The following is a 12966-nucleotide window of genomic DNA, read 5'->3' as shown; positions in this document are numbered from 1 at the left end:
TGCCATGTTGAGTAGAACTGCCTCGGATTTGTACTGGATGTCGCGCTACCTGGAACGCGCTGAAAACCTCGCGCGCATGCTCGATGTCAGTTATTCGCTGTCGCTGATGCCCCAGGATGGGCGCGGTGATGGCCTGCATGAACTGGCCATGCCGCTGTTGATCACCGGCACGCTGGATGATTATCGCGAGCGCCACGGTGAATTGCATGCCGAACGCCTGTTGCATTTTTTCGCACTGGATGCGGCCAACCCGGCCAGTATCTACAGTTGTCTCGGCGCCGCGCGGGCCAGTGCCCATGCCGTTCGTGGGCGAATTACCGCGGACATGTGGGAAAACATCAACGCCACGTGGCTGGATATTCGCGAAATCTCACAGCAGGGCCTCAGCCGCTACGGCATGAGCCGGTTTTGCGAGTGGGTCAAGGAGCGTTCCCATCTGTTTCGGGGGGCGACCTACGGCACCATCATGCGCAATGACGCCTTTCGTTTTATTCGGCTGGGTACGTTTATCGAGCGCGCCGACAACACCCTGCGCCTGCTGGATGCGCGTTATGAAATGGCCGGCGACCAGGCCGACGCCGTCACTGATGGCACCGCCCACGCCTACTATCAATGGAGTGCCTTGCTGCGCGCGTTATCGTCGTTCGAGGCCTACACCGAGATCTACCGGGACGCCCCAGGGGCCCGACAAGTCGCGGAGCTGTTGCTGTTGCGCGCCGATGTACCGCGCTCGCTGCGGGCCTGCAGTGAAGAGATCGACCAGATCCTCGCCAGCCTGCCCGGCATCAACGGCCGTCCGGCCCAGCGCCTGGCCGCCGAGATGGACGCGCGCCTGCGGTTTACCGCCATCGATGAAATCCTCGAGGAAGGCCTGCACGCCTGGCTGACCGACTTTATCCCCTTGGTTCGCCAGTTGGGCGACGCCATCTACAGTTCCTACCTGGAGGCTGCATGAGACTCTCCATCAGTCACGAAACCACTTACCACTACGACGACCAGGTACGCGCCAGCATCCAGTACCTGCGCCTCACGCCCCACGACAGCGAGCGCCAGCATGTGCTCAGTTGGCAACTGGACCTGCCACGCCCGGTGCGCGCGCAGATAGACCCGTTCGGCAACATCCTGCACGTTCTGACCCTGGACGAACCCCACGACGCGATCATCATCGGCGCCCGTGGCCAGGTGGATATCGATGAGCTGCGTGAGGCTGAACACGAGAGCCAGTCAGCCTTTCCGTTCCTGCGCTGTACTCGCCTGACCGAGCCCGACGAAGCCCTGCGCGCCTTTGCGCAACAGCATTGCCACCAGCGGCGTGATCGCACCGCGTTGATCGACCTGATGCACGCCCTCAACCAGTCGATGGTCTACACGCCGGGTGCCACCGAAGTCGACACCTGCGCCGCCCAGGCCTTCGCTGGGCGGGCGGGGGTGTGCCAGGACCATACCCATGCGTTCCTGGCCTGCGCGCGCAGCCTGGGCATTCCTGCGCGGTATGTGTCGGGGTATTTGTACACTGAAGACAGCACCCACCTGGCCAGCCACGCCTGGGCCGAAGCCTGGCTGGATGACGCCTGGTACAGCTTTGACGTGACCAACCAACTGGCCCGGCCGGAGCGGCATTTGAAACTCGCTGTGGGCCTGGACTACCTCGACGCCTGCCCGGTGCGCGGCATGCGCCGTGGCGGTGGGCATGAGCAGATGCATGCCAAGGTGTTCGTGGCGCCGACGCCGGTGGTCCTGGTCCAGCAGCAATAACCCGCTCGCCACAGAGATTAAGGTGGGGTCAGTGTTGTTGTTTACGCCCCGCCATATGCTTCAAGTACCCCACCAGCAACTCCAGCTCGCTGTCAGGCAACACACTGGCGGCGAACGCTGGCATCTTCGCCTGCGGCCAGTGCCTCAGGCTCTGCGGGTCGCGGATATAGCGCTTGAGGAAGTCGCCGCTGAAATATTCCGTAGGATTGTAGGGAACATTCAGGTCGGGTCCCACCTGTGCATCGCCGGCGCCATTGAGGCGGTGGCAGGCCAGGCAGTTCTTCTGGAACAGCGCAAAGCCCTGGTTGACCGGATCATCGACCGCCAATGTCGGGTCGGGCAACAACGCGGGAAAACGTTCAGCTACGGTCTTCAACTGCTTGATCGCGGAAATCTGGAATGGCCACTGCTCCGGGCTGATATGTCCGGCCTGCGGATCGGTCCATACAAGGTAGAACGGCCCGGCACTCGGCTTGCCGTCTGCCAATGGGGGCCATGGGTGGGCCGGGTCTTCCACGGCCAGCCAGGCGCGGGCGCCGTTTTTTTGCAGCAACGGTGCGGCCGTCAGTTCCGCGGCGAATCCATCCAGGGCAACGGCTTGCAGATGGTTATCGGGCTGGATATCCGGTAGGAGCACTGCCAGCGGGACTGCGCGATAGGTCATGTTGCGCTTGTAGGAAACGTCATCAACGACCTGCACTGTCTGCGCGTCCGGATGCTTGAGCAGGTCAGCGGTTTGCCACGTCTTGCGGGTGTGATCCAGCTCGACGGTCAATTGCGCCGCCGAAGCGGGCAGGGCGAGCAACACGGCTAGGAATGCGAAGATCGGTTTCAAGGCGGCGGCCCCGTATTAAGTGGCGATAGGGCTCACGATACCGGAAAAACGCGGGTAAAAAGGCAGCCCCTGCAACAGGATCGCTATGCACGAAGTCCCGGCAGGTGCTGCCAAAAGCAGTAATCCTGATGCAATAAGTGCACAGAATGGAGGGGTCGGACCTTTACCCAATAACCTTGGTCAGGTTGGGCAAGATCAGAATCAGGGTGGTGGCGAACAGAATAAGTCCCGCCTGACGTACTTTCGAATGTTTGAACATGGCTGACTGCCTTTTGTTGTTATTCCTGAGCGTCAAATGCGTGCCGGTGTATTTCAGTATCGCAACGTGACGTGTCGCTTTTCTTACAGCTGCTCCAGCAAAACCCGGCAGCAACTTCTTACTAATTGAACCTTAGAGCCCTAGTTATGCGCCGCTTAGACCCATTTCATATCACTTAATAAGTATTTCTACTTAAAAAGGCATGAGGCATAACGCCATCTTGGCGCCAATGCCTTGGCTAGACAGCTAAAACGATTAATCAGGCAATTACCTTAGGTCCCTACCGTTCGTCCGAGCGTGGCGGTCAAAAGCAATGAGCGCATCCGTCATTGAAACCGTGTCAATCGGGCCTAAGGTAAGGGCACACATGCACAGCGGTTCGAGGACGTCATGACCCAAGCTTTGATCTTTGATGCGATACGCACGCCCCGCGGCAAGGGCAAGGCCGACGGCGCCTTGCACGGCGTCAAGCCGGTAAACCTGGTGGCGGGCTTGCTCACCGCGTTGGCGCAACGCAATGACCTCGACACCCAGCAGGTGGATGACATCGTGCTCGGCTGCGTCACCCCGGTGGGCGACCAGGGCGCCGACATCGCCAAGACCGCTGCCTTGGTGGCGGACTGGGCCGTCAGCGTTGCAGGGGTACAGGTCAACCGCTTCTGCGCCTCCGGCCTGGAAGCGGTCAACCTCGGCGCGATGAAAGTGCGTTCCGGCTTTGAGGACCTGGTGGTGGTCGGCGGCGTGGAGTCCATGTCCCGCGTGCCCATGGGCAGCGATGGCGGCGCCTGGGTGCTCGACCCGCAAACCAATATGCATAGCCATTTCACGCCCCAGGGCATTGGCGCCGACCTGATCGCCACCCTGGAAGGTTTCACCCGTGAGGACGTCGATAGCTTTGCCCTACAGTCCCAGCAGAAAGCCGCCAGGGCGCGTGCAGACGGGTCCTTCAACAAGTCGTTGATCGCGGTGCAGGACCAGAACGGCATTGTGCTGCTGGACCATGATGAATTCATTCGCGCCGACTCCACCCTCGAAGGCCTGGGCAAGCTCAAGCCCAGCTTTGAAATGATGGGGCAGATGGGCTTCGACGCCACCGCATTGCGGGTCTACAGCCACGTGGAACGCATCCATCATGTCCACACACCGGGCAACAGCTCCGGCATTGTCGACGGCGCCGCATTGATGTTGATCGGCTCCGAAGCGAAGGGCCGCGAGCTGGGCTTGCAACCTCGGGCGCGCATCGTCGCCACGGCCGTCACCAGCACCGACCCGACCATCATGCTCACAGGCCCGGCGCCGGCCACCCGCAAAGCGCTGGCCAAGGCCGGTTTGCGCGTAGAAGACATCGATCTGTTCGAGGTCAACGAGGCCTTCGCCTCGGTGGTGCTCAAGTTCATCAAGGACATGGGCATCGACGCCGCGCGCGTCAACGTCAACGGCGGCTCCATCGCCATGGGCCACCCGCTGGGCGCCACGGGCTGCGCGATCCTCGGCACCCTGCTCGACGAACTGGAGGTGCGCCAGCAGCGCTACGGTCTGGCCACTCTGTGTGTCGGCGGCGGCATGGGCATCGCCACCATTATCGAACGTCTCTGAGCCCAAGGAATTTGTCATGACCGATGCCATTCGTTACGAAAAAGGCCAGGACCAGATCGTGGTGCTGACCCTCGACATGCCCGGCCAGAGCGCCAACACCATGAACGCCGCGTACCGTGAGGCGATGGCGGCCACCGTCGCACGCCTGCAAGCGGAAAAGGACGACATTGCCGGTGTGGTTATCACCTCGGCGAAGAAGACTTTTTTCGCCGGCGGCGACCTCAATGAACTGATCAAGGTCGACAAGGCCCACGCCAAGGATTTCTACGACAGCGTCCTGGTGTTGAAGGCGCAACTGCGCAGCCTGGAAACCCTCGGCAAGCCGGTGGTGGCCGCCATCAATGGCGCAGCCCTCGGCGGTGGTTGGGAGATTTGCCTCGCGTGTCACTACCGCGTCGCGCTGGATGACAAGTCGGTGCAGCTCGGTTTGCCGGAGGTCACCCTTGGCCTGCTGCCAGGCGGCGGGGGCGTGGTGCGTATGGTGCGCATGCTGGGGCTGGAAAAGGCTTTGCCGTATTTGCTCGAAGGCAAAAAAGTCCGGCCACAGCAGGCCCTGCAAGCGGGACTGATCGATGAGTTGGCAGCGGATCCTACTGAACTGCTGGCCAAATCCCGCGCCTGGATTCTCGCCAATCCGCAGGCCAAACAGCAGTGGGACAACAAGACCTATCAGATTCCCGGCGGTACGCCGTCCAGCCCGAAAGTTGCGCAAATGCTCGCCATCGCACCGTCGATTTTGCGCAGTAAAACCCATGGCTGCTTCCCGGCCCCGGAAAAAATCCTCTGCGCCGCCGTGGAAGGCGCGCAGGTGGACTTCGATACCGCGCACCTGATTGAAACCCGCTACTTCACCGAATTGGTCACCGGGCAGGTGGCGAAAAACATGATGGGCACCTTCTGGTTCCAGCTCAATGAAATCAACGCCGGCAGCTCGCGGCCTCAGGGCTTTGCGCCTTACGTGACACGTAAGGTCGGAGTGCTCGGCGCCGGGATGATGGGCGCCGGCATCGCCTATGTCAGCGCCTGTGCGGGCATCGATGTCGTGCTCAAGGACATCAACCTGGCAGCCGCCGAGAAGGGCAAGGCACATTCGGCGGCGCTGTTGGACAAAAAGGTCAGCCGTGGGCAATTAACCGCCGAGGAGCGCGAAACCACCCTCGCGCTGATTCATCCTACGGCTTCAGATACTGATCTGGTCGGCTGCGACCTGATCATCGAGGCCGTCTTCGAAGATCGTGAACTCAAGGCCAAGGTCTCGGCTGCCGCACACAGTGTGGTCGGCGCCGACGCGGTCATCGCCTCCAACACGTCCACCTTGCCCATCAGCGGCCTGGCCACGGCGGTGCCGGATCAAGGCAAGTTCATCGGCCTGCATTTCTTCAGCCCGGTGGACAAGATGCCCCTGGTGGAAATTATCAAGGGCGCCCGCACTTCGGACGAAACCCTGGCCCGGGGTTTCGACTTCGTCCTGCAGATCAAGAAAACTCCGATCGTGGTCAACGACAGTCGTGGGTTCTTCACCTCGCGGGTGTTCGGCACCTTCACCCATGAAGGCATCGCCATGTTGGGCGAAGGCGTGGCTGCGCCGATGATCGAGACTGAAGCGCGCAAGGCAGGTATGCCGGTGGGGCCGTTGGCGGTGTCCGACGAAGTGTCCCTCAGCCTGATGAGCCATATCCGACAGCAGGCTGCCAAGGATCTGCAGGCGGAAGGTAAAGCAGTGCCGAATCATCCGGCGACGCTGGTAATTGATCTGTTGGTGAACGAGTACAAACGCGCGGGCAAGGCGGCGGGGGGCGGTTTTTACGAGTACCCGGCGGGCGGGCAGAAGCATTTGTGGCCTGAGTTGAAAGCGCGCTTCGAGCGGGCCGACCAGCAGATTTCGGCGCAGGATGTGCGCGACCGTTTGCTGTTTATCCAGGCCATCGAGACCGTGCGCTGCGTGGAGGAGGGCGTGTTGATGTCCACCGCGGACGCCAACGTGGGGTCGATCTTCGGGATTGGCTTTGCCGCCTGGAGCGGTGGCGCGTTGCAGTTTATCAACCAGTACGGCCTCAACGACTTTATCGCCCGCGCCCGCTACCTGGCCGAACAGTATGGGGAGCGGTTCTCACCGCCGGCGTTGCTGTTGGAGAAAGCTGCGCAGAACACGACCTTCTGACGGTTTTGGGTATGTACAGGGCTTGCCTTGTCAGGGTATTTCAAGGCAGGCTCTGGGGTGTGCATTATTCCCATCACCGTGTCAGGTATTTTTTATGTCGCTACGCGTCTGTATCCTGGAAACCGATATCCTGCGTCCAGGCTTGATCGATCAGTACCAAGGGTATGGGCAGATGTTCAAGCGCCTGTTCTCCAAGCAGCCGATTGCCGCCGAATTCGTTGTGTACAACGTGGTGCAGGGCGAATACCCGTCGGACGACGAAGTGTTCGACGCCTACCTGGTGACCGGCAGCAAGGCCGATTCCTTCGGCACCGACCCCTGGATCCAGACCCTCAAGACCTACCTGCTCCAACGCTATGAACGCGGCGACAAGTTGCTGGGCATCTGCTTCGGCCACCAATTGCTGGCCCTGCTGCTGGGCGGCAAGGCCGAGCGCGCGGGGCAGGGCTGGGGCATGGGCATTCACGACTACAAACTCGATGCCAAAGCACCGTGGATGAGCCCGGAAGTGCCAGAGCTGACGCTATTGATCAGCCACCAGGACCAGGTCACCACCTTGCCGGACAATGCCACGGTCATCGCCTCCAGCGAATTCTGCCCGTTCGCCGCCTACCATATCGGCGACCAAGTGCTGTGCTTCCAGGGGCATCCGGAATTTATCCATGACTATTCCCGCGAGTTGCTGGAGATTCTTCAGACAACCCTGGGTGAAAAAATCTACACAAACGGCGTAGCCAGCCTGGCGCGCGACCACCACGGCGTGACCGTGGCGGAATGGATGATGCGCTTCGTGGCGCACAAGCCTGAGGCCCGGGTTTAAAGCCAGCCCGAGCGCTTGAAACTGGCCCACAAGCCCGTGCAACCGAACGCAATAAACCCGAGCACCGCAAAATAGCCGTAGTGCCATTGCAGCTCGGGCATGTTCTGGAAGTTCATCCCATAAATCCCCGCCACTGCGGTGGGGAACGCCAGGATCGCCGCCCATGCGGCAAACTTGCGCTGCACCACGCTCTGGCGCGAGGCCTCCAGCAATACACCGATCTCGATGGTCTGGCTGGCGATGTCGCGCAGGGTGGTGAGGTCTTCCATCTGCCGCGTTACGTGGATCTGCACGTCACGGAAATACGGGCGCATGTTCTTGTCGATAAACGGGAAGCTCAGCTTCTGCAGCTCCTGGCTGATCTCCACCATCGGTGCCACATAACGCTTGAGCCGCAGCACATCGCGGCGCAGGCCATGGATCTTCTGGATATCGCGCTCGCTCAGCGAGCTGCACAGCACGTTGTGCTCCAGTTCATCGATCTCGGCGTGGATCGCCTCGCTGACCGGCTGGTAGTTTTCGGTGACGAAATCCAACAGGGCATACAGTACGAAATCTTCCCCATGCTCCAGCAACAGCGGGCGCGCCTCACAACGCTGGCGCACAAAACCGTAGGACGCCGAGTGACCATTGCGTGCGGTGATGATGTAGCCGTTGCCGGCGAAGATATGGGTCTCGATAAACTCCAGCTTGCCGTTCTCGCGCACCGGTGAATAGGTGACGATAAACAGCGCATCACCGAAGGTTTCCAACTTGGGGCGGCTGTGTTTTTCCAGGGCGTCTTCGATGGCCAGTTCATGCAGGTTGAACTGGCGTTGTAGATTGGCCAGCTCCTGGGCGTCGGGCTCTTCCAGGCCGATCCACACAAAGTGCCCGGGTTTGGCGGCCCAGGCCGCGCCTTCGTCGAGGGTGATATCAGTGACTTTCTTTCCGGCGCTGTACACGGCGGCCGCAACAACTCTACCCATGGTGCTGATCACTTCTTATTAGGAGGACAGGTGTTGGGCAGCTTAGCTTGAATGACGTTCCGTTGCGGCGTTTGCAGGTGCTCGCTTTTTGTGACGAGCAAGCTTGTTTGCGATGGGGGCCAAGCCCCCCATAAGGGGTTCAGGCGGATTGCACTTCGCGATCCATCGCTGTAATGCACTCATCCATCTGCGCCTGACAGGTCTGCATCAACTGCGGGATGTCATCCGAAGTCAGGCCCACAGTAGGAATCGGCGGCAACGAGCGTATGAGCACATCACCACTGTTCCAGCGATTGAGCCGCATATGGGTGACGTAATTGCTGACACACACCTGCACGATAGGCACGCCAGCGGCGATGGCCATATGAAACGCGCCTTTCTTGAACGGCAACAAGCCCTTGCCCAGGTTGCGCGTGCCTTCCGGAAACACCCAGATCGACGTGTCCTGATGTTGCAACGTATGAGTGGTGGTGAGCATCGCGCGACGTGCCTTGTGCGCATTGCCGCGGTCGATCAGCACATTGCCCGCCAGCCAGAACAACTGGCCGAACAGCGGTACCCATTTCAGGCTCTTTTTGGCGATACACACGGTGCGATGGGGCACCACGGTGCCCAGCACAAACAGGTCATAGTTGGACTGGTGGTTAGCGATGATCACGCACGTGCCGGGCTTGTTGCGCAAGGAGTCGACATCGGTCTTCACCTTCAGCCCCAGAATCCACATGGCCGGCAGCGCATAGAGGCGCGCGCATAAACGACTGTTGTCCGGGTTGAACGGCCGGCAGGCCCCGAGCAGAACGCCCAGTACACCGGCGACCATAAAGTGCAGGCCCATCAACAGCATACGTAACAGAAAAAGCATCGACACGGCCCATCGTGACAAAAGGTGGCGCAGTGTACGGATGTGCACTGTATTCGGCAATTGCCCCTAAAGAGGTAGGAGATGGGCGATGTTTAAGCACATGTTTCAACATGTACCGACACAGGCAGGCTAGAGCGGCTAAAGATGTTTCGGATTCATGTGTAAGAAAAAGCCCGACGCAAGGTCGGGCTTTGATGTTTCGGTTGTAGGGCTTAACTCAGGATATGGCCCTGATCCTGGATGATTGCTTCATCCAACGCCTCCAGCAGCGCCTTACGCACCTTCAGCTTGGTGTGCTTATGCGCATTCATATTCAATTTCTTCAACTGACGTGCCGCTTCCAGGGCCGCCGCCTGCAGCTCTTCAGGTGCCACCACCTTGTCGAGGAAGCCGGCCTGCAACGCGCCTTGCGGGTCAAACATCTCGGCATTGATCACCGACCGATGAAACGCCGATTTACGCAGACGGTCCCGCGCCAATTCGATACCGGCGTGGTGCATGGTCATGCCGATCGCCACCTCATTCAGGCCAATGCTGAACGGGCCTTCCACCCCAATCCGATAATCTGCCGACAACAACAGGAACGCACCCTTGGCCACCGCATGCCCAGGGCACGCCACAATCACCGGGAACGGGTGCGACAACAGGCGACGCGCCAACGTCGAACCCGACGTCACCAGGCCGATGGCTTCTTTAGGGCCGGCCGTCATCACCTTCAAATCATAACCACCCGACAGAATCCCCGGCGTGCCGGTGATCACCACCACCGCCCGATCTTTCTCGGCCTGGTCCAGCGCTGTATTGAACGCACTGACCACATCCGGAGAAATGGCATTCACCTTGCCGTTGCTCAGGGTCAGGGTCGCGATACCGTCTTCGAGGTGGTAAGTAATCAACTCACTCATGACGCGGTTCCTTGTAGGATTTGTTATAGAGAGGCTGTTTATAGCGGCGCATGCGCAGACGTTACCCACCACGCCCGCCCCGGTAAAGCGCCGTGACTGACTGCCCAGTCAGACTTTTCCCGCAGGCTAAGCGCTGCAAGGCCTGAGGCAGGGCGCAACACCCGCCCCGGACGCAGGCCGCCCATGCCCAAGAATGGCAGAATCACCACCCCTTGCCGGGCGACTACCGGCATAGCCGTCTAACCGCATGAAAATTCTGAAAAAAACCTTTGCCATCAGAAAGGCTTTCGACTACATTAGCGCGCCTCGACAGACTGAACTGGTTTGACGAGATACGGTGAAGTGTCCGAGTGGCTTAAGGAGCACGCCTGGAAAGTGTGTATACAAGAAATTGTATCGAGAGTTCGAATCTCTCCTTCACCGCCAAATTCGATGTAAACAAAACCCCTGGTTTCGAGAGAACCCAGGGGTTTTGTGTTTTCTAGGGTTTGAAACACTAACCTAATTCAAATCATTCGCTTGGTGTATCCATCCTTCGCCCTATGACGTCCAGCAAGTCACACCCGTCGCGTAACGGGATTGAGCACAGTAAGGCAAAATCGCTGAGTACGACCGCATCGCTATTTATTTCACCGCGCAGCGCAAGGTTCTCTAGGACCTGTGTCACGGCACGAAGTCGATAGGTCGCGGCGTCGAGGAGGATTTCCAGTGGTGCGGTTGTATCGACAAAAAGAGCAGGAGTGGCGCTATCGTTGCTGGTGAGGGCCATGTATTGGTTCATGAGTGACTCCATTAAGACAAATATAAAAACAACGAAGCCTTTTCACGCTAAACCGTTAACGGGAATAGCGTGGACAATGACCTCGTCTACGTTCCGTCTTGATTGTCCTCGAGTCGCCAAACCCGGTCGCCATATCAGCGACCGAGGGACTATAGGCTGGGCGGTTTTGAAGTGGGAGAGTGGCGCTTCTGAGAGCTTTGTAGGAAGTTGCTCAAATCTATTGCTGCTGTGCAATACATCTCTTATCAAACTTAAAATAACTTACTGATTTTTAAGATTTAATATTTCACCCTAAAGTCTTGAGCCTTGCATAAGCAATTTCGGGCGACCGCATTCCTGTGGCGAGCGGGCTTGTCCCGCGTTGGGCTGCGCAGCAGCCCCAAAACCAGGCGCAGAGGAGTGCCTGATACACCTCATTCGTCTTCATCAGGGGCGCTTCGCACCCCAGCGCGGGGCAAGCCCGCTCGCCACAGAGGTCCCAGTTTGCTGCGCGACAGCGCTACGTCGAAGAGGTAGTGGGGCCTCCCTCAATGCCTATGCCGATGATGCACATCCGGAAAGTGCGCATGGCTATGTTTCATCGCACTGTGCGTATGCACATGACTGTGCGGCACCTTCGGATCCCACTCAAACCCATGCTCATGTTGATGATGTTCATCATGCACATGCCGATGCCCGTGTTCCGTCGCGTCATGCTGATGTTCATGGGCATGCCGTTCCGTCAGGTGCAGCCAAACGCCCACGGCCATCAACGCCGATGCAATCCAGAAAGCCAGTGTCACTGATTCACCCAACATCAGCACCGCAATCGCGGCACCCAGGAACGGCGCGGTGGAAAAATAGGCTCCCGTGCGTGCACTGCCCAGTCCGCGCAGCGCCAGCACGAACATCACCAGGCTGATGCCATAGCCCAGAAAGCCAACCAGCAAGATAGGCGCCAGCTGCGCCATGCCCGGGATCTGCGCCCCGAGATAAAGCGCCAATCCGCCATTCACCAGCCCTGCAATCAACCCCTTGGCCCCGGCGATAAACAGCGCGTCCGACGCAGACACTTTGCGTGTCAGGTTGTTATCGATCCCCCAGCACAGGCACGCCACGGCAACCGCCAGCGGCCCCGTCCAATCGTGGCTCGTGCCACCGCCGTCGGCCCCTGACAACACCACGCCGCCCAGCACGATGGCGATCATCCCCAGGACGATGCGACGGTCGGCGTTTTCCCTGAACACGACCCAGGCGATAACGGCGGTCAGCACCGATTCCAGGTTGAGCATCAGGGAGGCGGTTGCGCCGGCGGTGCGGGTCAGGCCGAACATCAACGCGACCGGCCCGAGGATGCCGCCGAATGCGATGGCGCCGAGCAGCCAGGGCCATTCCGATGGGGTCAGTCCGCTGGGTTTCCAGCCACGATCACGGATCAGGCGCACGCCGGCGAGGCCGACGCCGCTGCCGAGGTAGAGCAGGCCGGCGAGCAGCACGGGCGAGAGGCCCAGGCCGAGGTTTTTAGCGAGCGGGGTGCTGGCGCCGAACAGCGCGGCGGCGGCGAGTGCGTAGAGGATACTGAGGTTCATGGGCCGTCCTCGAAAGGTCGGCCCATGATACGTCGCGGGCTCAGGTGAAAGCCCGGGCGATTTTACTGCGCGGTTTTCAGCTTGATCACATCACCGGAAATCTTGGTGGTGTAACCGCTCAGCACCCAGGCCCAGAACCAGTTTTCCTGCACTTGGGTGTTGATCAGCGCATCGCCGCCTTTTGCTTTGATGGCGGCATTCTGGGCGCGCACGAAACGGCTGTTCTGGCCGATCGGGATCACGCCGAACAACATGATGCCGGTGGCGCTGGCTTCACTGTGGCCCAGGACGGTGTATTGGCTGCTGTCGTATTGCGGGGATTTGATGGCGGTGCCGGTGCAGCCTGCAAGCGTGAAACCGAGAACTGCTGCTGCAACCACTTTACTGATGTACTTCACTGGGAAACTCCATGGACTAAAGCCCGAGATTCAATTCTCGGGGGCTGTACTTTAATCG

Annotated in this window: 12 protein-coding genes and 1 tRNA gene; 6 read left to right on the top strand and 7 right to left on the bottom strand. The window is 59.7% G+C overall.

The features are described from left to right. Nucleotides 1-4 precede the first annotated feature (4 nt). Nucleotides 5-955, top strand: a complete 951-nt coding sequence (locus HDC32_RS09750; RefSeq protein ID WP_053139428.1) for an alpha-E domain-containing protein — start codon at nt 5-7, stop codon at nt 953-955. Beyond that, nucleotides 952-1755: a transglutaminase family protein gene (locus tag HDC32_RS09745; protein ID WP_131699723.1), complete on the top strand. Its 804-nt coding sequence runs from the start codon at nt 952-954 to the stop codon at nt 1753-1755. The genes HDC32_RS09750 and HDC32_RS09745 overlap by 4 nt, the downstream gene beginning before the upstream one ends. Nucleotides 1756-1783: 28 nt before the next feature. On the opposite strand, the gene HDC32_RS09740 is transcribed toward HDC32_RS09745, so the two are convergent. After that, a complete protein-coding gene (locus HDC32_RS09740; RefSeq protein ID WP_131699722.1) occupies nt 1784-2590 on the bottom strand; it encodes a cytochrome c in 807 nt (268 codons plus the stop codon). A gap of 649 nt (nt 2591-3239) precedes the next feature. Between HDC32_RS09740 and HDC32_RS09735 the strand changes: the two genes are divergently transcribed. From HDC32_RS09735 to HDC32_RS09725, 3 genes are all read left to right on the top strand, one after another. Further along, entirely contained in the window at nt 3240-4445 is a 1206-nt protein-coding gene (locus HDC32_RS09735) for an acetyl-CoA C-acetyltransferase (protein ID WP_184743704.1), read from the top strand. A 16-nt stretch (nt 4446-4461) separates the two neighbouring features. Further along, nucleotides 4462-6606 carry a 3-hydroxyacyl-CoA dehydrogenase NAD-binding domain-containing protein gene (locus tag HDC32_RS09730; protein WP_184743701.1) on the top strand — a complete coding sequence of 715 codons (2145 nt, stop codon included), beginning with the start codon at nt 4462-4464 and terminating at the stop codon, nt 6604-6606. A 94-nt stretch (nt 6607-6700) separates the two neighbouring features. Next, nucleotides 6701-7426 carry an amidotransferase gene (locus HDC32_RS09725; RefSeq protein WP_131699719.1) on the top strand — a complete coding sequence of 242 codons (726 nt, stop codon included), beginning with the start codon at nt 6701-6703 and terminating at the stop codon, nt 7424-7426. Here the strand turns inward: HDC32_RS09725 and HDC32_RS09720 are convergent. The 3 genes from HDC32_RS09720 to HDC32_RS09710 form a co-directional block, all read right to left on the bottom strand. Next, nucleotides 7423-8394: a magnesium and cobalt transport protein CorA gene (locus HDC32_RS09720; protein ID WP_131699718.1), complete on the bottom strand. Its 972-nt coding sequence runs from the start codon at nt 8392-8394 to the stop codon at nt 7423-7425. The two genes, HDC32_RS09725 and HDC32_RS09720, sit on opposite strands and share 4 nt — an antisense overlap. Nucleotides 8395-8533: 139 nt before the next feature. Beyond that, a complete protein-coding gene (locus tag HDC32_RS09715) occupies nt 8534-9256 on the bottom strand; it encodes a 1-acyl-sn-glycerol-3-phosphate acyltransferase (RefSeq protein WP_184743698.1) in 723 nt (240 codons plus the stop codon). Between the two features lie 212 nt (nt 9257-9468). Then, a complete protein-coding gene (locus HDC32_RS09710) occupies nt 9469-10161 on the bottom strand; it encodes a crotonase/enoyl-CoA hydratase family protein (RefSeq protein WP_131699716.1) in 693 nt (230 codons plus the stop codon). A 336-nt stretch (nt 10162-10497) separates the two neighbouring features. On the opposite strand from HDC32_RS09710, the gene HDC32_RS09705 reads away from it, so the two are divergent. Further along, nucleotides 10498-10587: transfer RNA gene (locus HDC32_RS09705), tRNA-Ser, on the top strand. 85 nt (nt 10588-10672) lie between these two features. Here the strand turns inward: HDC32_RS09705 and HDC32_RS09700 are convergent. The 3 genes from HDC32_RS09700 to HDC32_RS09690 all read right to left on the bottom strand — a co-directional run bounded on the left by HDC32_RS09700 (nt 10673) and on the right by HDC32_RS09690 (nt 12908). Further along, nucleotides 10673-10942: a short-chain dehydrogenase gene (locus HDC32_RS09700; RefSeq protein WP_065924801.1), complete on the bottom strand. Its 270-nt coding sequence runs from the start codon at nt 10940-10942 to the stop codon at nt 10673-10675. Between the two features lie 527 nt (nt 10943-11469). Continuing rightward, on the bottom strand, nt 11470-12510 hold the full coding sequence (locus HDC32_RS09695) for a DMT family transporter (protein ID WP_131699712.1): 1041 nt from the start codon (nt 12508-12510) through the stop codon (nt 11470-11472). Between the two features lie 62 nt (nt 12511-12572). Then, nucleotides 12573-12908, bottom strand: a complete 336-nt coding sequence (locus HDC32_RS09690) for a hypothetical protein (protein WP_131699711.1) — start codon at nt 12906-12908, stop codon at nt 12573-12575. Between the last annotated feature and the right edge of the window lie 58 nt (nt 12909-12966).

Origin of the sequence: Pseudomonas sp. JAI120, from assembly GCF_014207255.1 — a bacterium.
Lineage (GTDB): Bacteria > Pseudomonadota > Gammaproteobacteria > Pseudomonadales > Pseudomonadaceae > Aquipseudomonas.
This window is presented reverse-complemented; position numbering and strand designations above follow the sequence as displayed.